Source organism: Pelosinus fermentans DSM 17108 (assembly GCF_000271485.2).
Classification (GTDB): domain Bacteria; phylum Bacillota; class Negativicutes; order DSM-13327; family DSM-13327; genus Pelosinus; species Pelosinus fermentans.
Map to the genome: position 1 here is coordinate 2,210,319 of NZ_AKVN02000001.1, position 18,833 is coordinate 2,229,151.

23 protein-coding genes and 1 riboswitch are annotated in these 18,833 nt (G+C 38.2%); of the genes, 21 read left to right on the top strand and 2 right to left on the bottom strand.

Going from position 1 to position 18,833, the window contains the following annotated elements; genetic code table 11:
* The first annotated feature begins 22 nt into the window (after positions 1-22).
* The 13 genes from FR7_RS09960 (at position 23) to FR7_RS10015 (ending at position 10,024) form a co-directional block, all read left to right on the top strand.
* Positions 23-1,120 carry a hydrogenase small subunit gene (locus FR7_RS09960; RefSeq protein ID WP_007936597.1) on the top strand — a complete coding sequence of 366 codons (1,098 nt, stop codon included), beginning with the start codon at positions 23-25 and terminating at the stop codon, positions 1,118-1,120.
* Between the two features lie 27 nt (positions 1,121-1,147).
* Positions 1,148-3,052 carry a nickel-dependent hydrogenase large subunit gene (locus FR7_RS09965; RefSeq protein ID WP_007936599.1) on the top strand — a complete coding sequence of 635 codons (1,905 nt, stop codon included), beginning with the start codon at positions 1,148-1,150 and terminating at the stop codon, positions 3,050-3,052.
* Between the two features lie 26 nt (positions 3,053-3,078).
* Positions 3,079-3,780: a Ni/Fe-hydrogenase, b-type cytochrome subunit gene (cybH, locus tag FR7_RS09970; RefSeq protein ID WP_007936602.1), complete on the top strand. Its 702-nt coding sequence runs from the start codon at positions 3,079-3,081 to the stop codon at positions 3,778-3,780.
* Positions 3,777-4,262, top strand: a complete 486-nt coding sequence (locus FR7_RS09975) for a HyaD/HybD family hydrogenase maturation endopeptidase (RefSeq protein WP_007936604.1) — start codon at positions 3,777-3,779, stop codon at positions 4,260-4,262. Before cybH ends, FR7_RS09975 begins: the two co-directional genes overlap by 4 nt.
* Positions 4,255-4,632 carry a hydrogenase expression/formation C-terminal domain-containing protein gene (locus FR7_RS09980; RefSeq protein ID WP_007936605.1) on the top strand — a complete coding sequence of 126 codons (378 nt, stop codon included), beginning with the start codon at positions 4,255-4,257 and terminating at the stop codon, positions 4,630-4,632. The genes FR7_RS09975 and FR7_RS09980 overlap by 8 nt, the downstream gene beginning before the upstream one ends.
* Positions 4,633-4,758: 126 nt before the next feature.
* The gene (locus FR7_RS23195) at positions 4,759-4,914 is read left to right on the top strand and encodes a DUF1540 domain-containing protein (RefSeq protein WP_007936607.1); all 156 of its coding nucleotides are present in this window, start codon (positions 4,759-4,761) and stop codon (positions 4,912-4,914) included.
* 100 nt (positions 4,915-5,014) lie between these two features.
* A complete protein-coding gene (locus tag FR7_RS09985) occupies positions 5,015-5,317 on the top strand; it encodes a hypothetical protein (protein ID WP_007936608.1) in 303 nt (100 codons plus the stop codon).
* Positions 5,265-5,783, top strand: coding sequence for a chorismate mutase (aroH, locus tag FR7_RS09990; RefSeq protein WP_007936609.1), 519 nt, complete (start codon positions 5,265-5,267; stop codon positions 5,781-5,783). Before FR7_RS09985 ends, aroH begins: the two co-directional genes overlap by 53 nt.
* 30 nt (positions 5,784-5,813) lie before the next feature.
* Positions 5,814-6,752 (top strand): glycosyltransferase family 2 protein, encoded by a 939-nt coding sequence (locus tag FR7_RS09995; RefSeq protein WP_007936610.1) that lies wholly within the window; start codon positions 5,814-5,816, stop codon positions 6,750-6,752.
* A gap of 153 nt (positions 6,753-6,905) precedes the next feature.
* A riboswitch (cyclic di-AMP (ydaO/yuaA leader) is annotated at positions 6,906-7,053 on the top strand.
* A gap of 4 nt (positions 7,054-7,057) precedes the next feature.
* Complete coding sequence (locus FR7_RS10000) at positions 7,058-7,726, top strand: C40 family peptidase (RefSeq protein WP_007936611.1); 669 nt, start codon at positions 7,058-7,060, stop codon at positions 7,724-7,726.
* A gap of 291 nt (positions 7,727-8,017) precedes the next feature.
* Positions 8,018-8,425, top strand: a complete 408-nt coding sequence (locus FR7_RS10005; protein ID WP_237715584.1) for a Fur family transcriptional regulator — start codon at positions 8,018-8,020, stop codon at positions 8,423-8,425.
* 12 nt (positions 8,426-8,437) lie between these two features.
* Positions 8,438-9,166, top strand: a complete 729-nt coding sequence (locus FR7_RS10010; RefSeq protein WP_007936613.1) for a metal ABC transporter ATP-binding protein — start codon at positions 8,438-8,440, stop codon at positions 9,164-9,166.
* 9 nt (positions 9,167-9,175) lie between these two features.
* Complete coding sequence (locus FR7_RS10015) at positions 9,176-10,024, top strand: metal ABC transporter permease (protein WP_007936614.1); 849 nt, start codon at positions 9,176-9,178, stop codon at positions 10,022-10,024.
* Here FR7_RS10015 and FR7_RS10020 read toward each other — a convergent pair.
* The gene (locus FR7_RS10020) at positions 10,001-10,930 is read right to left on the bottom strand and encodes a Na/Pi cotransporter family protein (RefSeq protein WP_007936615.1); all 930 of its coding nucleotides are present in this window, start codon (positions 10,928-10,930) and stop codon (positions 10,001-10,003) included. The two genes, FR7_RS10015 and FR7_RS10020, sit on opposite strands and share 24 nt — an antisense overlap.
* A gap of 285 nt (positions 10,931-11,215) precedes the next feature.
* Here FR7_RS10020 and yyaC point away from each other — a divergent pair, with 285 nt between their 5' ends.
* A complete protein-coding gene (gene yyaC, locus FR7_RS10025) occupies positions 11,216-11,776 on the top strand; it encodes a spore protease YyaC (RefSeq protein ID WP_007936616.1) in 561 nt (186 codons plus the stop codon).
* A gap of 280 nt (positions 11,777-12,056) precedes the next feature.
* The gene (locus FR7_RS10030) at positions 12,057-12,524 is read left to right on the top strand and encodes a sigma-70 family RNA polymerase sigma factor (protein WP_007936617.1); all 468 of its coding nucleotides are present in this window, start codon (positions 12,057-12,059) and stop codon (positions 12,522-12,524) included.
* Here FR7_RS10030 and FR7_RS10035 read toward each other — a convergent pair whose 3' ends face one another.
* Complete coding sequence (locus tag FR7_RS10035) at positions 12,525-14,078, bottom strand: recombinase family protein (protein ID WP_007936618.1); 1,554 nt, start codon at positions 14,076-14,078, stop codon at positions 12,525-12,527.
* 231 nt (positions 14,079-14,309) lie between these two features.
* Here FR7_RS10035 and FR7_RS10040 point away from each other — a divergent pair, with 231 nt between their 5' ends.
* The 6 genes from FR7_RS10040 to FR7_RS24040 all read left to right on the top strand — a co-directional run bounded on the left by FR7_RS10040 (position 14,310) and on the right by FR7_RS24040 (position 18,420).
* Entirely contained in the window at positions 14,310-15,377 is a 1,068-nt protein-coding gene (locus FR7_RS10040; RefSeq protein WP_007936619.1) for a hypothetical protein, read from the top strand.
* Between the two features lie 233 nt (positions 15,378-15,610).
* Positions 15,611-15,799, top strand: a complete 189-nt coding sequence (locus FR7_RS10045) for a hypothetical protein (protein WP_007936620.1) — start codon at positions 15,611-15,613, stop codon at positions 15,797-15,799.
* A 248-nt stretch (positions 15,800-16,047) separates the two neighbouring features.
* Positions 16,048-16,236 carry an aspartyl-phosphate phosphatase Spo0E family protein gene (locus tag FR7_RS10050; RefSeq protein ID WP_007936621.1) on the top strand — a complete coding sequence of 63 codons (189 nt, stop codon included), beginning with the start codon at positions 16,048-16,050 and terminating at the stop codon, positions 16,234-16,236.
* A 145-nt stretch (positions 16,237-16,381) separates the two neighbouring features.
* Positions 16,382-16,729 (top strand): hypothetical protein, encoded by a 348-nt coding sequence (locus tag FR7_RS10055; protein ID WP_007936623.1) that lies wholly within the window; start codon positions 16,382-16,384, stop codon positions 16,727-16,729.
* Positions 16,730-16,945: 216 nt separating this feature from the next.
* Positions 16,946-17,410 carry an IS1182 family transposase gene (locus FR7_RS24035; RefSeq protein ID WP_017531436.1) on the top strand — a complete coding sequence of 155 codons (465 nt, stop codon included), beginning with the start codon at positions 16,946-16,948 and terminating at the stop codon, positions 17,408-17,410.
* Positions 17,407-18,420: a transposase gene (locus FR7_RS24040; RefSeq protein WP_007936627.1), complete on the top strand. Its 1,014-nt coding sequence runs from the start codon at positions 17,407-17,409 to the stop codon at positions 18,418-18,420. The genes FR7_RS24035 and FR7_RS24040 overlap by 4 nt, the downstream gene beginning before the upstream one ends.
* Positions 18,421-18,833 lie beyond the last annotated feature (413 nt).

Below are 18,833 nucleotides of genomic sequence, written 5' to 3' on the forward strand. Positions count from 1 at the left end.
GTAAAATGAGAGGGGGATAATTGTGAAAGATGTGGAATCTTTATGGGACTTATTTCAAAAAAGAAATGTAAGTCGGCGAAACTTCTTAAAAACTTGTGTCACGATAACTGGGATTTTAGGGTTATCGCCAAGTCTGATTTCGGACGTGGTGTCTGCCGCAGAGAAGCAGCCGCTAGTACCCGTTATTTGGTTGCATGGACATGAGTGTACGGGCTGTGATGAAGCCTTCATTCGTTCCCAAAGTCCATTTGCATCAGATGTTCTTTTAAATATGATTTCTATGGAGTACATGGATGTTTTGGCCGCTGCTGCAGGTGAGCCGTTAGAGCATCATTTGCAAGAGGTCATGAAGAAATATAATGGTAAGTATTTGTTAGCAGTGGAAGGTGCAGTGCCTTTAAATGACGATGGCATCCATTGTATGGTTGGGGGTAAAACATTTGTACATAATCTTAAAGAGGTAGCTAAAGGAGCTGCTGCAATTATTGAAGTTGGTTCATGTGCGGCTTGGGGAGGGATTCAGGCAGCAAAACCAAATCCTACCAAATCCGTATCTGTTAGTGATGTTGTTAGTGGAAAAACCATTATTAAAGTACCGGGATGCCCGCCGATTCCAGAAGTGATTACGGGTGTAATTATGCATTATACGTTATATGGACAAATTCCACCTCTTGATAGTAAAGGGAGGCCTAAACAGTTTTTTGGCAATCGAATTCATGACACTTGCTATCGTCGTCCTTTTTTTGATTCAGGTATGTTTGTGGAAAAGTTTGATGATGCGGCAAGTAAAGCTGGCTGGTGCTTGTATAAAGTAGGGTGCCGTGGACCAGAAACTTACAATTCATGCGGAAATCTGCGTTGGTGGAATGGGCTTTCTTATCCTATCCAATCAGGTGCACCTTGTATAGGCTGTTCTGCTAATAATTTTTGGGATAATGATCCTTTTTATAATCGTATGCCCAATATTCCTGTTCCCAATGCAATTGTGAATGCTGACCAAGTTGGAATCGTAGCAGCAGGAGCACTTACGGCTGGAGTGATTATTCATGGTGCACTTTCTACGATTCAACATAAAAGGCATCATAAAGAAACCCATGAAACAGAAAAAGATAATGAATAAAGTATATGTATGTGAGGAGGATGCCTTGTGAAACGTGTTGTTGTTGATCCAGTAAATCGAATAGAGGGTCATTTGCGGTTAGAAGTAGTTGTCGATGAAGTTACGGGTAAGGTGCAAGAAGCATTATCTAGTGGCACTGCATGGCGCGGGATTGAATTAATTCTTAAAGATCGAGATCCTAGAGATGCATGGGCTTTTGCTCAACGAATTTGTGGTGTATGCACCACCATCCATTCTTTAAGCTGCTTGCGGGCCGTAGAAGATGCTTTGGGTATCGAAATTCCTAAAAATGCCAACTATATTCGAAATATTATTGAAGCGACGCAAATGGTGCATGACCATATTGTACATTTTTATCATTTGCATGCATTAGACTGGGTGAGTCCTGTAGCAGCTTTAAAAGCAGATCCAGCTGCGACAGCGGCGCTGCAAAATACAGTATTAGAGAAATATAATCTAAATGTGAAAGGTCCTATTGAATTTGATACAGAAGCATATCCTAAAGAATTTCCTAAGGCTACGACTGTGTATTTTCGAAGTATTCAGGATAAAATTAAAAAAATTGTGGATAGTGGTCAATTAGGTATTTTTTCTGCACAGTGGTGGGATCATCCCGATTATGATGTTTTACCACCAGAAGTTCATTTGATGGCAGTTTCTCATTACTTAAATATGCTTGATAGACAAAGGGATATCGTTACTTCTCATGTTGTTTTTGGTGGTAAAAATCCTCATCCTCACTATGTAGTTGGGGGTATGCCTTGTTCTATTTCTATGAATGATATGAATGCGCCGATTAATACGGAACGTTTAGCAGTGGTTGATGCATCTATTAATATGACCATTGCTTTGAATAATTATTTCTACATACCCGATGTACTTGCTATTGGTGAGATCTATGTTAAACAGGGTTATGTTGATGGTGGTGGCTTGGCAAAAGAAAGAGTAATTGGTTTTGGTGATTTTCCTGATGAAAAATATTCAGGAACTTCTAATGGCGATTTTCATAAAAATTTACTGCTGCGTTCTGATGGAGTGGTAGAAAATTTTGCTCAAGGTGTAGATAAAGCTATATTTTATCCTTTTGAAGCCAAAGATCTTTCCGATCCCGAGGTATTAACAGAAGGGGTTGAACATTCTTGGTATGCTTACCCTGAAAAAGATAAAGATAAGGATTTACATCCATGGAGCGGTGTGACCAATCCCAAATTTACCGGACCTAAAGAAGGGAGTAAAACAGATTGGAAGTATCTTGATGAGAATGGTAAATATTCTTGGATTAAGACGCCTAAATGGAGAGGGAAAATGGCTGAGGTTGGACCTCTGTCTCGTTATATTATTGTCTATACAAAGGTGAAACAAGGAATTATTACAGAGCCTACTTGGGTGGAGAAAATGATGGTTGATCAAGTCGATGCAGTATCTAACATGTTAAATCTACCACCAGAGAAATGGTTGTTATCCACGGTTGGACGTACAGCAGCAAGAGGATTGGAATCACAAGTAATGGGATATATTAGTAAATATTATCTTGATAAATTAATAAACAATATTAAAGCTGGTGATACTTCTGTTGCGAATGCTGATAAATGGGAGCCTAGTACTTGGCCGAAAGAAGCTAGAGGCGTAGGGCTTGTAGAAGCACCTCGTGGTGCATTGAGCCATTGGGTGATTATTAAAGATGGAAAAATTGATAATTATCAAGCCGTTGTGCCATCTACGTGGAATGCTTGTCCAAGAGATAGCAAATCTGGTTATGGAGCCTATGAGACAAGTATGATGGATACTAAGGTGAAAATTGCAGATAAACCATTAGAAATCTTAAAAGTTATTCATTCATTTGATCCTTGTCTGGCCTGTGCTACTCATTTATATGATGCTTCTGGGCGCGAACTAACGGTTGTACATAGTGATCCGTATTTGAGACTTTAGGAATTGGTAGGTAAGGAGGGAGTATAGTGAAAGTTCGTACTGTAGCAGTTTATTACGTTTTTACCATTTGGACGCGAATCTTTCATTGGTTAATGGTAGGTGCTATTGCGGTTTTATTCTGCACGGGCTTATACATTGGGAATCCTTTTTACATTGGCAGCCAAGGGGTGGAGCCAACTTTTGCGGTTAGTAACTGGGCGTCAATGTCAACCATTCGTTTTATTCATTTTGCTGCAGCTTATATACTGCTGGCATCGTTTATATTTCGAATTTATGGTTTTATCCTTCACAGAGGAGACCGTATGTTGCCTAAGCCTTGGACAAAATTATTCTGGACAGGTATGGTAGATATGGGGTTACATTACAGCTTTTTGCGCTCTGAGCATCGTCCTTATCTAAGAAATTCAATGGCACGTGCAGGATACGGCGGAGTGTATGGTATGATATTTTTGGAAGCTTTTACTGGTTTTGCTATGTATGGTCAGATTAATCCTAATAGCTGGTTATCCAAATTATTTGGACCTCTTAATCATTTGCTTGTGGATGAATATATTGTTCATATAATTCATCATTACGTAGCATGGATGATCATTTTATTTGTAATTATTCATGTGTATATGGCAACAAGAGCTGATATGAGTGAAAAATATGGTGAAATATCGGCTATGTTCTCGGGTGTTAAATTCTATGATAAAGAACCTGATGACGTGGGAGACCTTAAAGAATGAAACAGATCACGGTTTTAGGGGTTGGCAATATATTAATGCAGGATGAGGGGTTTGGTGTTAGAGTTGTAGAACAACTTTTAAAACAATACTCCTTTCCTCAAAACGTTCAGATCTTAGATGGCGGCACACTTGGCATGGAGTTGCTAAGGTTTTTAATTGAGACAGATAAGTTGATTTTGGTAGATGCGGTAGCTGGAAGTTTGCCGCCGGGATCTCTGTATCATTTTCAAAACAATGAGGTTAAAGCATATTTCAAAGAAAAAGTATCTATGCATGAGCTTGGTATTCAAGATGTCTTAGCGATATTGGATGTAATGGAAAAACCTGTACAAGAAATTAGGATATTGGGAGTCCAGCCATTGACAGTCGATATTGGATTAGAAATGACGCCTATTGTAGCTGAAAAAGTAGATGTAATAATAGAGCAGATATTGCTAGTGCTTCATGAATGGCAAGTAGAGGTTGTGAAATTTGATGAGTAAGGAAATAAATCAATCGCCAAAAGCGAGAGCGATATTGTTTGAAATTTATGGTGCGTTGCAGCGTTTTATTGATACTGGTGAAACATGGAGTATCTTCATTAATAAAATGTCTCTTGCTTCAGAGGAGCGACAAGAAATCCGTGATTTTCTTGGGATAGGTCATATTAAGATTGAGTTGTTAGATAGTGCTGAAGCAGCTGAGTGGATAGAGAGTGGTATTTCGGGGATCTGGTATGGGGTACATTACGATCAGACGAAGAATCCTATCCTGGAGACGATTGAAATTGGAAGATTTCCTCAGATCGCTTCTTCGCAAATGGAAGATGTACATAGAAGTTTAAAAAAATTACAAATTGGATTATTGGATTGAATGATAGGGAATGAGAAGCTCATGAAGGCTTTTCATTCCCTGTTTCTTTCATTTATATTTTTTACTTAATGGATAAAGTATAATGCTTTTTTGTATACTAAGATTGAAAAAAAAGGAGGTGAACTCATGTTAGCTGGTGTAAAATGTACGGTTTCAAATTGTAAATATTGGAAGAATGGTGAACACTGTGATGCCTCTGCAATTGAGGTAAATGTGGATGGTGGGGGCAAAGCTGCTAATCAAAGTGAGCAAACAAACTGTAAAACCTTTTATCAAAAATGATCATAGTCATTGGATAAAACCTGGTATAATCCAGGTTTTATTTTTACCATGGTATACATCTTTCTTAAACTTCATATTAATTATGGAGGGGTGAGGGAGTATGAATATTAAAAATTTATATGTGGTATATACGCAGGATCATAAAAAAGAAAAGATTAAGATCGAAGAATATCGGATAAATCAGGAAGCTGGTCATAATGAGCTATTATTCACTATAGGGAATGAAAAGACTTGGGTTGATGCTCATGAGGTTGTACTATATAGGGATCAAGGCAGTGTGTTTTGCTGGAAAGATCACCATGAAGGAATGTATATCGAACTAAATGAGACGAATTTAGTATGTCCTGTATGTGGCTGGTGGAAATGCAGCCATTGTGGCTCATGCTATTGTAATAAATCCTAACCTTTGTATAATGTATAGAGGATATAAAGCAGTTTATATAGAATTATTTATATCTAAAAATGTAATAACAGAGAGGATGATAAATTTGTTGCGTGGTATCCGAGGTGCTACAACAGTAGTTAAAAATGAATCCACTGAAATTATTGAAAGAGTAATAGAGCTTTTAACTGCGATAGTACAAGCTAATGAATTCGAAGTGGAGGATATAGGTGCTGTAATTTTTAGTTCGACTCCGGACATTAATGCTACTTTTCCAGCTATTGCTGCTAGAAATATAGGGTGGACAGAAGTACCATTATTTGGAACACAAGAAATTGATAGCCCAAATGGTATTCCCCAGTGCATTCGGGTACTTATATTGCTAAATACAGATTTACCTCAAAAGGAAATCAAGCATATTTATTTAAGAGAAGCAGTAGTGTTAAGACAAGATCTTAAGCAAGAGAGTCATGTATCGGAATCATAAAGGTGGGCAGCTAAGAATCGAGGCGAGAAGATGAAGTTAATCTCAATTGTTGTACCTGTGTTTAATGAAGAGGAGAATATTCAGGTTTTTTACCAAGAGGTTTGCAAATATATGGAGCCGCTGCCATATTCCTTTGAATTGATTTTTGTAGATGATGGATCAAAAGATGCGACTCCTTTCATATTAGAAAGATTAGCTCAGCAAGACACTAGAGTACGCGGTTTGATTATGGCGCGTAATTTTGGACACCAATTGGCCTTAACTTGTGGACTTGATTATGCGGAAGGGGATGGGGTGATTACCATGGATGGGGATATGCAGCATCCACCGGAAATGTTGCCTCTCTTACTAACCAGATGGGAAGAGGGATTTGAAGTAGTACAAACCATACGAATTAGTACGGAAGGTGTACCCTGGTTTAAATCCATTACCTCTGCCTTGTACTATAAAATAATTAATAAATTATCGAAGGTACATATACAAGAAGGTGGTTCTGACTTTCGTTTACTAGATAAAGCAGTAGTTCAAAGTTTTCGCCGTTTTAAAGAAAGAGCACGCTTTATTCGCGGTATGATTGGAGCCATTGGCTATAAACAAGTTTTAGTAGAATTTGTTGCTCCAAAACGTTATGCAGGGGCATCGAAATTTTCTCTAGGTAGGATGCTGCATTTTGCTTTAGATGGCATCACATCGTATTCTAAGTTGCCACTTCGTTTCGCCTTTTACATAGGACTGCTTTTTGCCTTGATTAGTTTTAGTGTTACAATGCATGTCATCTATATTAAACTATTTACGCTAGAAGCAGTACCAGGCTGGGCAACGATTACAGCAAGTATTTTACTATTAGGTGGCTTGCAATTACTTGGATTAGGTATTATTGGTGAATATGTAGGTCGTATTTTTGAAGAAGTAAAACAACGTCCTTTATACCTGGTACGGGCAGAATATAAACGGCGTAAGCAGGAATAAAAGAGCTTTTGCTATTTCTTTGTATTTAATATGTAATAATAAGAAATAAAATTGTAACCGATGAATTACATAAAACATAGTATAGAATATGTAAAAAAATGAGATATGAGGGCAGGATTTTTCAAAAATAAAGCGAATGATATAAAAGTGCAGTTTTTATAAATGCCTAATCAAGGCACAGGACCGGGGGAACCACAGTTTTGGGGTGAAACTTGTAGGGCGGCTTTACCATTTGCCTGAAAGTAGGGGGATCTCAACCCTAACCCGTCAGCTAACCTCGGAGGCTAGTGAGAGGGGTATGCATATTGACTAAGTTTTTTCGAGTGGTAGTGTTCTTACTAGTTTTAGTAAGTGCAGGGACTGTAACCTGCGCTGCTGCAGCCTATCATCAAGGTGACCAAGGAGACGATATCGCTAACATTCAAGCACAACTGAATGCTCTTGGTTACAATGCTGGTAGTTCTGATGGCGATTTTGGCGAAATGACAGCAAATGCAGTAAAAGATTTTCAAAAAGACAGGGGCTTGGATGCTGATGGAGTAATTGGCATGCAGACATATCGTGCTCTTATGGGCAGAGAAATGCCAGTAAGCCGTGATAGTTCCAGTGCTATCATACGAAGAGTCGTACAGGCAGCATTGAGTTATCAAGGCGTACCATATGTATTTGGTGGCACATCACCAAATGGTTTTGATTGTTCGGGCTTTACTCGATATGTATTTGCGCAAGCTGGAGTTTATCTGCCAAGAGCTGCTGATGAACAGTATGGAGTTGGACAGTCTGTATCGTACAGCCGTTTGCAACCGGGAGATACAGTGTTCTTTACTACATATGAAGCCGGTGCGTCTCATTCTGGTATTTATGTGGGAAATGGAAAGTTTATTAGTGCTACTTCTAGCCGTGGTGTCGTGATTGATCGATTGGACAGCGGTTATTGGGGAGCACGTTACTTAGGAGCGCGCCGAGTCTTATAATGTGGTTTATAGGAGGCAAGATGCCTCCTTACTTTTATTTATTATTTAAATTAGAAAATTAAAGTACAAGAAGGCTAGGTTTTGCCAGAGCACTTAGGTGGTAATCCTGAACTTTCATTTTTATCGTATATAAAATTGGTATGAATAGGTTATAGTGTCATTAGCCAAGGCAGAACAAATAGGTATCCGGCTTTTGGTTTTTCAATTACATAGTAACCTTATTTTTTTGCCGTTCTAATAAGAATCTTATTATTTGTAAAAAAGGGAAAGATATAAATGATATATGATGTAATGAAGAAATTAAAGGAAAAAGGTTATCGCATAACACCCCAGCGGCGTATCATTATGGAAAAAATAGTGCAGACTGCAGGTTTATTAACTGCAGATGAAATTTGGAATTTGGTACGTCAAGAATATAACGATATAGGCTTAGATACGATTTATCGAAATATTAATATGTTGACAGAGAATGGGGTGCTGATACCAATAACTGGAATGGGGAAAGAACGAACACGTTATGAATTGGCCCATGCAAATCATCATCATCATGTAGTTTGTGTAAAATGTGGTAAGGCCGTTTGTATTGATTATTGTCCAATTGATGAAGAATTTATAAAATTGCTTAGAAAGAGCGGATATGAACTTATTCGTCATAATGTAGAGCTATTAGGTTTATGTTCGAATTGTAAAACTCTGTGAGGAGAATCGATAATGTGTGAAGTGAAATTGTTTGATATTCATTTTTCCTATAATACCAATGTTGCGATCGATAATATATCTCTAACGATTTCACAAGGTGATTTTGTTGCTGTTGTTGGTCCTAATGGAGCAGGAAAAAGTACGATGCTCAAGATTATAGCCGGGCTTATAAAGCCAACAAGAGGACAAGTTCAGATTGGTGGGAAAGATATATTTACAGCAAAGGGACATGGGTTAATTGGTTATGTTCCCCAGAACTATGGGAAAAATGTGCAAGGATTTCCTGCAACTGTAAAAGAAGTTGTTGCTTTAGGTCTAACTTTGGGAGCTGCTGCTGCGAAGAAAAATCATCAGGCTGCTAACCATATTACAAATCACATGATGGAATTAGTAGGTGTAGAAAATCTGCGCGATCGGCGGATTGGTGAGCTTTCAGGAGGGCAGCAGCAAAGAGTAATGGTAGCGATGGCGTTAGCTGCCAATCCACAATTATTGCTCTTAGATGAGCCTACTAGCGGAATTGATTATGAGGCTAGTGCCAGAATCTATGAATTATTAGGAACATTAAATAAAAATCTTGGTATTACAATTGTTATGGTATCCCATGATATTGAAAAAGCTGTATCATGGGCAAATAAGGTAGCATGTATTAATCGCAAACTTTGTTTTTTTGGTAGCAGCAAGGAGTTTGATGATACGCATGCCCAATCACGACATCTGTGGTACTATACAGGGCAGTGAGGCGAAAATATGGAATTTTTTCAATATGACTTTATTCAAAGAGCATTGCTGGCAGGTTTAATTACAGGTATTGTATGTCCACTAATTGGCAGTTTTGTGGTGGTGCGCCGTCAATCTTTGATTGGAGACGGATTAGGGCATATTGCTTTTGCCGGTGTAACAGGTGGATATATGGTAGGGCTGTATCCAGTAGTGGGAGCTTTGATTTTAACGATAGCTGGTGCAGTAGGAATTGAATTAGTTCGTAGAAGGCATATTGCGTTTGCTGATATGGGGTTAGCAATATTCTTTTATGCTGGAGCAGCAATGGCTATTATTTTCAGTACTATGACACGAATGCCAAGCACAGGATTATTAAGTTTTTTATTTGGCAGTATTATTACCGTATCATTAACGGATGTAATAACAATAGCTGGTGCTGGTACTTTAGTCTTACTTATTGTGTATTTTTTATTTGACAAGCTAATGTTAATGTCCTTAGATGAAGATATTGCAAATGTGGCAGGCATTAACACCGGGATGATTAATATGCTGTTTAGCATATTAACAGCGTTGGTTGTAGTTGTTGGTATGACGATAGTTGGAATTTTGCTCGTTAGCGCCTTGATGATTGTACCTGTGGCAACAGCTCATTTATTACGAGTGGGATTTAAGGCGACGATGGGATGGGCAGTAATTTTTTCGATGTTATCTGTATTTATTGGGTTAACGTCATCATTCTATTTGGATATTGCTCCAGGCGGTACAATTGTCATGACAGCTATATTATTGTATATTATTATGACAATCATTAGGCAATGTATTGCTTTCAATGAAAGGCGAAAAGAGCAAATATCATCTTCTTTTGGGGATGAGTAGCATTACTAAATTAGCATATTGGTGTATAATGGGAAGCACTGCCAATGAAGAAATAATATTAAAGAGTGTATGTACGATAGCCACTTGTCCAGCAAAATCTGCTGTAAGACTAGTGGCTATTTTTGTGAGCACGCTAGTTAAAGGGAAAAAAATAATAACTCCCAATATATTAAGAAGAATGTGTGCTACAGCTAAGCGTTTAGCAGCTAAAGAGGCGGTAACTCCAACGATAAAGGATGATAAGCAGGAGCCAATATTATTACCATAGACTACATAGGTGGCTGTTGTTAAGTCGATGATACCATCACTGGCTAAGACCATTAGCACTCCAGTAGCCGCGCTGCTGGATTGAAATAAAAGAGTAATAATAATACCGCCGACAATGCCATAAAGTGAATTTTCTTGGGATGCTAGTAAATAGTCAATGACAGTTGTAAATTCTGAGATATTGCTTAAGGCTTCTGATAAGATGCTCATACCAATAAACATACTTAATAAGCCTGAGATTGCCATACCAAAATATCGAAACTTCCGGCAAAGAATTGTGAACAGCAAAAAAAACAGAAATAAAGGAATGATGAGTTTTTCTGGTATTGCAATTGTCATTAATTGTACCGTTGAGCATGTGCCAATATTAGCACCTAAGATAATTCCCAAACCTTGATAAAATGATAAATATTGAGCATGAACTAAGCCTATAGTCAATAGAGATACGGCAGTACTGCTTTGCATGAAAGCTGCCGCTAAGGTGCCAACCAATAAACCGCGTAAAGGTGTACTAGTTAGTTGCCCTAAGAAGGCTTGCAGTTTAGTCCATAATAATTTTTGAAGTCCAAAACGCATGAAGAAAATACCACCTAATAGCAAGGTTATACCAATTAAAAGCAAAGCGATCATGACATACATTCCATTACCTCCATCTTGCATTATGCAATATAATGTATGATGATAAATGTAATTATAGAAATAAAGAATTTTTTCATATAAATAAAACCTCTTTGCCAAATTGGAGCAAAGAGGTTTTATTGTATGCGAGTATAGGCTATCAAAGTTGTTATCTTAGAGCGGTTCAGTCTGGCGGATAAGTGCGGCTAAGATTAAGGTGGAGTTAAAACTCCATCTTAATCAAGTCTTCTTTATGGGAAGTAAGCATAGATATTTATTGATAGATTAGAAGAGGAGATCGTAAATATGGAAAAAAAAATCGCTGAAAAATTAATTGTGAATGTAAATGATAGTATTGTTTATCCTAAAATGTATCATTATATGGTAAATCTATTAAAACAGCAGGAGGAACTAGAACATAGAAAGATTATTATCCTTTGCATTGGTTCAGATCGATATATTGGTGATGCTCTTGGTCCTTTAGTAGGATCTTATTTAGTAGAACATACAATATGCACCGTATACGGAAGTTTGGAGATGCCTGTTCATGCCGGTAATTTAGTAAACGTGATTCAAAATATAAAGGAACAGCATCATCAGCCGATTATTATTGCAGTTGATGCTTGTTTAGGAAAAAATGATGAAATTGGGAATATTGAAATATGGGAAGGCAGCTTAGAGGCTGGTATTGCTGTTGGTAATAAATTGCCATGCATCGGTACGATTTCTATTATTGGAGTAGTCAATGCCAGTGGATATCTAGGATATTTAGACTTGCAAAGCACCCCTTTGTCTATCGTTATGAAATTAAGTAAATGCATTGGCAAAGTGCTGGGGAATGCAGTACATTCCATACAGAATCAATAAGAAAATGCAATCATTGAATGCTGTTATTCGGGGAAGAGTCTATCCCATAACATATAGATGATTATAAGAACGGTCGCTAGTAGCAGCTGAAGATCTCCAATATATGGTTCCATTATATCACTCTCCTTGTGCGATTATATGCTATATAATCGTAAGGTGCAAGTCTTACAGAAAATAAAATTAATAAGCGGTCTGAAATGGATATACAAAAATTAACAGGCACAAGAATGACGATTATACCATACAATGAAGCAAGTGATTTGCGGGGGTGAAAAATTTGATGTCTTTTTTTATGGCACTGGCGGTTTCTATTGTAAAAAGTCTTTCTGTGCTAGTTTCTTATGTAACCAATAACACATTTCCCTTGCCTCTTTCAGAAAAGGAAGAGCAGATACAGCTGGAGCGGTTGAAGAACGGTGACGAAAATGCTAAGAATGTATTAATCGAACGGAACCTAAGATTAGTAGCTCATATTGTTAAAAAATTTGACAATACTGGAGAGGATACTGATGATTTAATTTCCATTGGTACAATAGGTCTAATAAAAGCAATTAATACGTTTGATGTTGCTAAAAAAATTCGTTTAGCAACCTATGCAGCACGGTGTATTGAAAATGAAATATTAATGCATCTAAGAAGCACCCGGCGGACTCGTGCTGAAGTTAGTTTATATGATCCTATCGGCGTAGATAAGGAAGGAAATGAATTGACATTTTATATTTATCGGTATGAGGTAACGATCCGGTAATCATTGCGGTAAACGGGGACGTAAGACCAATGTAAATGTGTCTCCTTTTTGCCATTTTTCTTTTCTATATGTGGCATGTTCTAAAATTGATTTTAAGAATTTATTCTTTTCTGTAGGGTCATTGGATTTCTCATAGGTTTTTAAAACTTTTTCGATTTTAGGAATAATATCTTTTCTGCTTTTTTCCTTTTGTATTTCCTTAGACAATTCTAATGCTGTTTTGTCTATTTTTTTTTGTGCAGTCGCAATTCTTTCCGAGAGCTTAGTTAATCTTTCCAGGTATGTAGCAGCATCATAGATTCCTTTTTCTAAAAGATCATGTAAGTTATCTTTTTGCTGCTCTAATTCTTTTAGTTCTTTTTTGAAATTATGATGGACTTTTTCTCTACTATTAACAGTATTACACTGCTCTTTTGGTATAAAAAGATCCCATTGAGTACGATAGCTATTAAGCCATAGCTGTAAACCTTCAAGCAGTTTTCTCTCAACATATTCAAAGCGGCAGCTTTTATTCATACAATGCCTGTTGTAACACATTAAATGTGGAAACTGCTGATGCTGATAAGGTCGATAAATCATAGAACCGCCACATATATCACATTTAATTAATCCAGCAAGCGGGTTCGTAACTCCATTCAGCAACTGATAGGGTGGATGATATTTTTGGGATAGCATATCTTGTACCTGCTCGAATTCTTCAAGGGTTATATATGGTTCATGACAATCATATATCCAGATTTGTTCTTCCCTGGGGCGACGCTTGGTTTCTCTGCCAGTACGCGTTGTCGATTTCTTAGATGCTACTTTTTTCCAGGCATTTACACCGGCGTAGGCTGGATTTTTTAAAATAGCTAGAATTGATGACGCAGACCATTTTTTACCTGAATAAGACAGATATCCCATTTGATTTAGTTCATTAGCGATCTTGTTTGCTCCCATGTCAAGTTGATATGATTTCCATATTAATGCTGTAGGTTCACTTTGTTCTGGATGTTTAATCAAGTATCTCTTGCGATCTTTTTTCTCAATGAGGTATCCATATGGTGGAACCGCTCCAAGATAATTGCCTTCTTCGAGTGAGCGAATTCGACCGCCTTGTAAACGTCTGGTAATAATCTTCAACTCTTTGCGGGCCATAAAGGATTCAAATTCTGTGTATTCTTCATCCCATTCATTGTTTAAATCATATATTTTGCGTGGTGTTACAATCTTAGTCTGCGCTTGTTTAAAGGTTTCTATAATTAGGCCTTGATCCTGCATTTTGCCACGGCCCAGACGATCGATGTCCATGCAAAAAACAGATTTCCATTTTCCTAATTCAATTTCCTTTAGTAGATTTAACATTTCAGGTCTGTGAATGATACTTTCTCCAGAGACAACTTCTTCAAAGATTTTGGTGATGGTTATACCGTGTTCTTTAGCTATTTTAAACAATGCTTTTTTGTGCTTGGCAAGTGTTTCTCCATCGCCTCTTGCTTCTGCCTCTTGATCTTCTCTCGATTTACGAAGATAGAAGCAAGAAGGCTCTAGGTCTTTATTATGCAGATTACTCAAGTTAGCACCTTCTTTGTTGCCATATGGCTATTAATCGATCTTATAAACATATGACATTTGACAGTGGCCTAGAATCGAAATATACTTATATCTAGGAAAATCTGACATTAGGGTAGTAGTGAAATTTTATTCTCCCCTAGGAAACGTTGCTAGGGGGGATTTATTTATAAAACAATCTTTTTATATACAGTGGAATAGTGGAATTATATATTACAGATTCGGAGGCATAAGATGAAACAAGCAATAAGGTTACTTTGGATTACAATTATGATCGTAATCATGGGACAGGAATCCATACCTGTGGCTTATGGAGAAATTAGGATGGATAATATAGAAAGGCTTCCAGAGTGGGAGATGAAGAGTAGCTCCCTAGGTGGTACTCTTCTACTATCAGATAGTCCTGAAATGGTAGAAAGTGATGGAGTTTTGTATCAGGATAAAGTAGAAGGAAGTGTTCGTCTTTTTTTTTATCATGTAAACGCATCAAAGACGGCTAAGAAAATGGAAGTAGTTTTAGAGAACAAAGGTAAAGAGGCTGCTCATGTTAATGTAAGCAAGTCTAGTTTGGGCGGCCCAGGCTATGCCTGGCTTGCAGTAGGAAAAGAAACACAGATGTCATATTTTGCTGGAGGAGCAGCGGAATATCAAATTGATATTCCGCCAGGCGGTGTGATACCTTTAGCAGCAGAAATAAGCGCTACAGCAGTTTTGCCTAATATGTTGATTCACGGTATTTATGACTTTACTGTTGACCGCCAAATCAATGTTAAAGTCATGATGCTGCCTTTATTTGAAGAGAGTGTTACATTTTCTAAAACAGCTCAATTACTGCCTGCAGACCAGTGGCATTTGCGTGGTACATTTGAAGGAGCAAATCGAAAGCTTTACTCAGTGGATCCTTATAATCCAGTTCTATATAGAGCTGTGGGGATAACGCTGGCCGATAATGTGATCGATCCTTATTTGCGAGGGATTGACGCTATAGATGGAACAAAGGTCGTCAATTATGGAAATTATGGTGTAGTTTATGATATTAAACCTCCTGGAAGAAATACTCGGAGAATTTCCTATTATCTTGTACCGCTAGGCGGGTATTATGCTGGTGCCATAGGGATACACCATCCAGAGGTAAATTGGAGTCCTTTAGCAACACCCCGGGGAAAGATTCATTTTGAGGATAATAAATGGAAAGAGTTCTCATTCTTAGGCACTTATGATAGTAGTGAGTCATTATCATTTACTTTCAGCCCCCCAGGTGCATCAAACTTACCAGTGAAATTAGTTATTTTGTCCCAATGAGTCTAGTTTATCAGGAGTTCTAACGTTTTCAACAGATTGAGTATCATTGTAAGATTCTACAATTAAATTTTTGGAGTTTAACAAAGACACAGCCTAACCATTGATATGGAATCATTGCTGTGTCTTTTTAATGCATTTATATAATCAAAAATTGAAAATATGATAATAATGACTGTTTATAGGGTCGTCCTTAGGGATCATCTTCATATATATATAATTGAGGTGAAAATTCTATGGAAGAAAAATACGATGCTACATATTATCTGGAAAATACAATCGTTCATGTTGTTGCTCCTCCTTACATGACGACAGCAGAAAAGGAAAGGGTACTCCGTGAGTTTTATCGTCATGCATGGGATATCTGGAATTTGTTGCCAGTGGAGGAACGGCTGCGAATTAATGCTGAGTATGATAAAAAGTAACCAGCGAGAGCTAGTAAAAAGCTGACAGACAATATTAAATCATCATAGATGGGGATATTTTGAGAACTTCTTTAGTGGAAGAATCTTTAATACACCGTATGTACATTTAGTACATGGACATATTCTACAATAATTGCTCTAAGGACGTTCAAGCAAACACCATAAGAAACATCGTAATAGCATGACATGAGTCTCTTTGAATAAAAAATTTCTTTATCGTCAACACTATTATAAAGGATGGTGTTTATATGCCTGAGATAGAAGAAATTTTGAACAAGGTTGAAGAATTAAGAGAAAAATTAAATAAATTGGCTCAAAATAAAAATGAAAAACTTACAGATCCTAAAATTATTGCTGTCAGTAGGGAACTAGACATTTTGCTTAATACATATCATAAATTAATGACGAATAAAATGATAAAGCTTAAAAGTCAATAAATTTACTAAATTGATTTATTAAATGAGAAAAAACATATTTGCCGAAATACTATAAAGTAAGTCAGAATAAAAACTAAACATTGAAGTCATAGTAAGATGACTTTTACATAAAATAAAGTAAAGAATATTAGGGGGAGAAGAAGATATGGAACATGTGGTCAGTATTGCAAATACCTTAACGTCAATATTTAGTGGATGGCAGAGTAAAAAAGAAGATCATCTCATGGCGTATCTAAATACATACTTATTTTTTCCACAATGTGAAAAATTTATCATTAACAGTGTTAATGAGTTACAAAGTGGGAATACAAAAGGATTAGAGCAAATTTATAAAGAGCTAATGCAACAAGGGGATATTACTCTAGCTCAAAGTGTAGATTCTTTGGTAAGTGGGAAAGTTACTGTATCGAAAGAATCATGTATGTTGTTAGAATCATATGTTAAGAGTGAAATTTTTTATAAAGAGCTAGAGAAAACATTAGTGAATCATTGATGCTAACAGTGATTAAAAAGTGGCCAGACAAAGATATAATCACATCCCTTGCAAGAAGAAAAGGGGCTGTCGCGTTAAGCGAGCCCAATAAAAAACAAAAGACGACAACCGGCAGTAGCCGGAAGTCGTCTTTTGTTGTAAAATCAGTTTGTGCAAACAGAAAATTTACAATCAAATTATACATCAGACGGAAATATATATCAACTGGTCTTGCCCATGGACATCGGAGATATGATCCCGGCAGATGATTCGGTGCGATTACTCAGCGCGGTATTGGAAAGGATGGATTACAGCAAACTATACGCCGCGTACTCCCGTATGGGGAGAATCGAGAGGTCACCGAAGCGTCTGTTTAAAATCCTCGTGTACGGATGCATGAACGGTCTGTATTCGAGCCGCAAGCTGGAGCGGGCCTGTGGACGAGACATCAACTTTATGTACCTTTTGGGCCGGGAACAAGCACCGGACCACGCTACAATCGCTCGGTTTCGCGGCGAACGGCTGACCGAGGTGATAGACGACCTGTTCGGTCAACTGATAGGGCAGTTGACCGATGCGGGAGAGCTGTCTTTGGTAAGCGCCTTCATCGACGGTACCAAGTTGGAGGCCAATGCTAATCGTTACAGCTTTGTCTGGAAGAAGTCAACACAAACCAATGAACAGAGCTGCAGGAGAAAATGAAAGGAGAGCTGCCGGTGCTGGCAGCCCAGTTTGGCCTGCGCTTTCACGTCGGTCCAAAGATCAAGGCCAAAAATTTGAAGAAACTAAGAAAACGCCTAAAAGCCCTGCAAGCCGAACGTGGCATCGTTTTTGTTCACGGCAAGGGGCAACGAAAAACGCCGCTGCAGCGGGCGCTGGAAACGGTAGAGGAATATCTGACCCGGCAGAAGAAGTACGATGACTACAACCACAGCTTCGGGGACCGCAACAGCTTTTCCAAGACCGACCGGGACGCGACGTTCTTGCGAATGAAGAAAGACCACATGAAAAACGGGCAGCTCAAACCAGGCTACAATGTGACGTTGGCGGTGGATGCGGAATATATCGTAGCCGCTATGATCTCGCAGGAGAGAAGCGACAGCCAAACCTTCATTCCGATGCTGGAGAAGCTTAACGCACTCGGGTATACCAAGCCGGTAGCGGACGCGGGTTTCGAGAGTGAGGAAAACTACACCTGGTGCGAAGAAAACGGACAAACCGCCTTTATCAAGCCGGCCAATTATGACAAGGCAAAAACCCGCAAATACAAAAGCGACATCGGCCGACGGGAGAACATGCCCTACGACGCAGATAATGACAGTTACCTTTGCCATATGGGGCACCCCATTCGAGCGGCCTATGAGAAAAAGACCAAGTCAAAGGCAGGCTACCCAATCGTGACCACGGTATATACCTGCGTCGAGTGCGCCGGCTGTCCGCATAAGGCGCAATGCATCAAAGGCAAAAGCAAGACGCTGCTGGAAGACAGGAGCAAGAATCTGTATATATCCAAAACCTTTCTTAGGCAACGCCAAGAAATGCAAACGCGCATTCAAAGTGAGGAAGGAATTTTGTTACGCATAAACCGCTCCATTCAGGTAGAGGGAGCGTTCGGGGTGCTTAAGCAGGACATGGGCTTCCGGCGATTTCTCATGAGAGGCAGCGTCAAGGTGCAGACCGAATTTTTACTACTGTGCATGGCATATACCTAAACAAGCTCCACAACAAAATTCAACATGACCGGTGTGGAAGCTATTTACATATTCCAAAAGCATCCTGACAAACCCATATCGACTTTTTCTTAGGGGAAGAGGCTTCCTCTGTTTTTTTGTGCCCATAAACCGGCCGCGAGTTCCCTTTTTCTTTCTCCCAACCGCTTTTTCCCTCTTTTTTACGCAAAACGGGCGGCCGCTTTGCGTTTTTTCTAAAAACGTTTTGCGACACGCCCTTTTTCATTAATGAGTTTAAAATCATTACCCTAAGTTTAGTAGGTTTGCAGAAAATAATTTAATATTTTCAATTATTGTCACCAAATTGTAACAAAAATATTGTATAATTATTGAAGAATAAATTGAGAGGAGTAATGGAATAAAATTCTTGTAAAGCTAATTAGTAGTTATAGCTG

Excerpts from the sequence above, each read along its gene's own strand:
- FR7_RS10050 (WP_007936621.1), top strand. The coding sequence starts at position 16,048 with ATGCCTGAGATAGAAGAAATTTTGAACAAGGTTGAAGAATTAAGAGAA.
- FR7_RS09995 (WP_007936610.1), top strand. The coding sequence starts at position 5,814 with ATGAAGTTAATCTCAATTGTTGTACCTGTGTTTAATGAAGAGGAGAAT.
- FR7_RS09975 (WP_007936604.1), top strand. The coding sequence starts at position 3,777 with ATGAAACAGATCACGGTTTTAGGGGTTGGCAATATATTAATGCAGGAT.
- FR7_RS24035 (WP_017531436.1), top strand. The coding sequence starts at position 16,946 with ATGGACATCGGAGATATGATCCCGGCAGATGATTCGGTGCGATTACTC.
- FR7_RS10055 (WP_007936623.1), top strand. The coding sequence starts at position 16,382 with ATGGAACATGTGGTCAGTATTGCAAATACCTTAACGTCAATATTTAGT.
- FR7_RS23195 (WP_007936607.1), top strand. The coding sequence starts at position 4,759 with ATGTTAGCTGGTGTAAAATGTACGGTTTCAAATTGTAAATATTGGAAG.
- FR7_RS09985 (WP_007936608.1), top strand. The coding sequence starts at position 5,015 with ATGAATATTAAAAATTTATATGTGGTATATACGCAGGATCATAAAAAA.
- yyaC (WP_007936616.1), top strand. The coding sequence starts at position 11,216 with ATGGAAAAAAAAATCGCTGAAAAATTAATTGTGAATGTAAATGATAGT.
- FR7_RS10045 (WP_007936620.1), top strand. The coding sequence starts at position 15,611 with ATGGAAGAAAAATACGATGCTACATATTATCTGGAAAATACAATCGTT.
- FR7_RS10005 (WP_237715584.1), top strand. The coding sequence starts at position 8,018 with ATGAAGAAATTAAAGGAAAAAGGTTATCGCATAACACCCCAGCGGCGT.
- FR7_RS09980 (WP_007936605.1), top strand. The coding sequence starts at position 4,255 with ATGAGTAAGGAAATAAATCAATCGCCAAAAGCGAGAGCGATATTGTTT.
- FR7_RS10040 (WP_007936619.1), top strand. The coding sequence starts at position 14,310 with ATGAAACAAGCAATAAGGTTACTTTGGATTACAATTATGATCGTAATC.
- FR7_RS24040 (WP_007936627.1), top strand. The coding sequence starts at position 17,407 with ATGAAAGGAGAGCTGCCGGTGCTGGCAGCCCAGTTTGGCCTGCGCTTT.
- FR7_RS10020 (WP_007936615.1), bottom strand. The coding sequence starts at position 10,930 with ATGTATGTCATGATCGCTTTGCTTTTAATTGGTATAACCTTGCTATTA.
- FR7_RS10010 (WP_007936613.1), top strand. The coding sequence starts at position 8,438 with ATGTGTGAAGTGAAATTGTTTGATATTCATTTTTCCTATAATACCAAT.
- FR7_RS10030 (WP_007936617.1), top strand. The coding sequence starts at position 12,057 with ATGTCTTTTTTTATGGCACTGGCGGTTTCTATTGTAAAAAGTCTTTCT.
- FR7_RS10015 (WP_007936614.1), top strand. The coding sequence starts at position 9,176 with ATGGAATTTTTTCAATATGACTTTATTCAAAGAGCATTGCTGGCAGGT.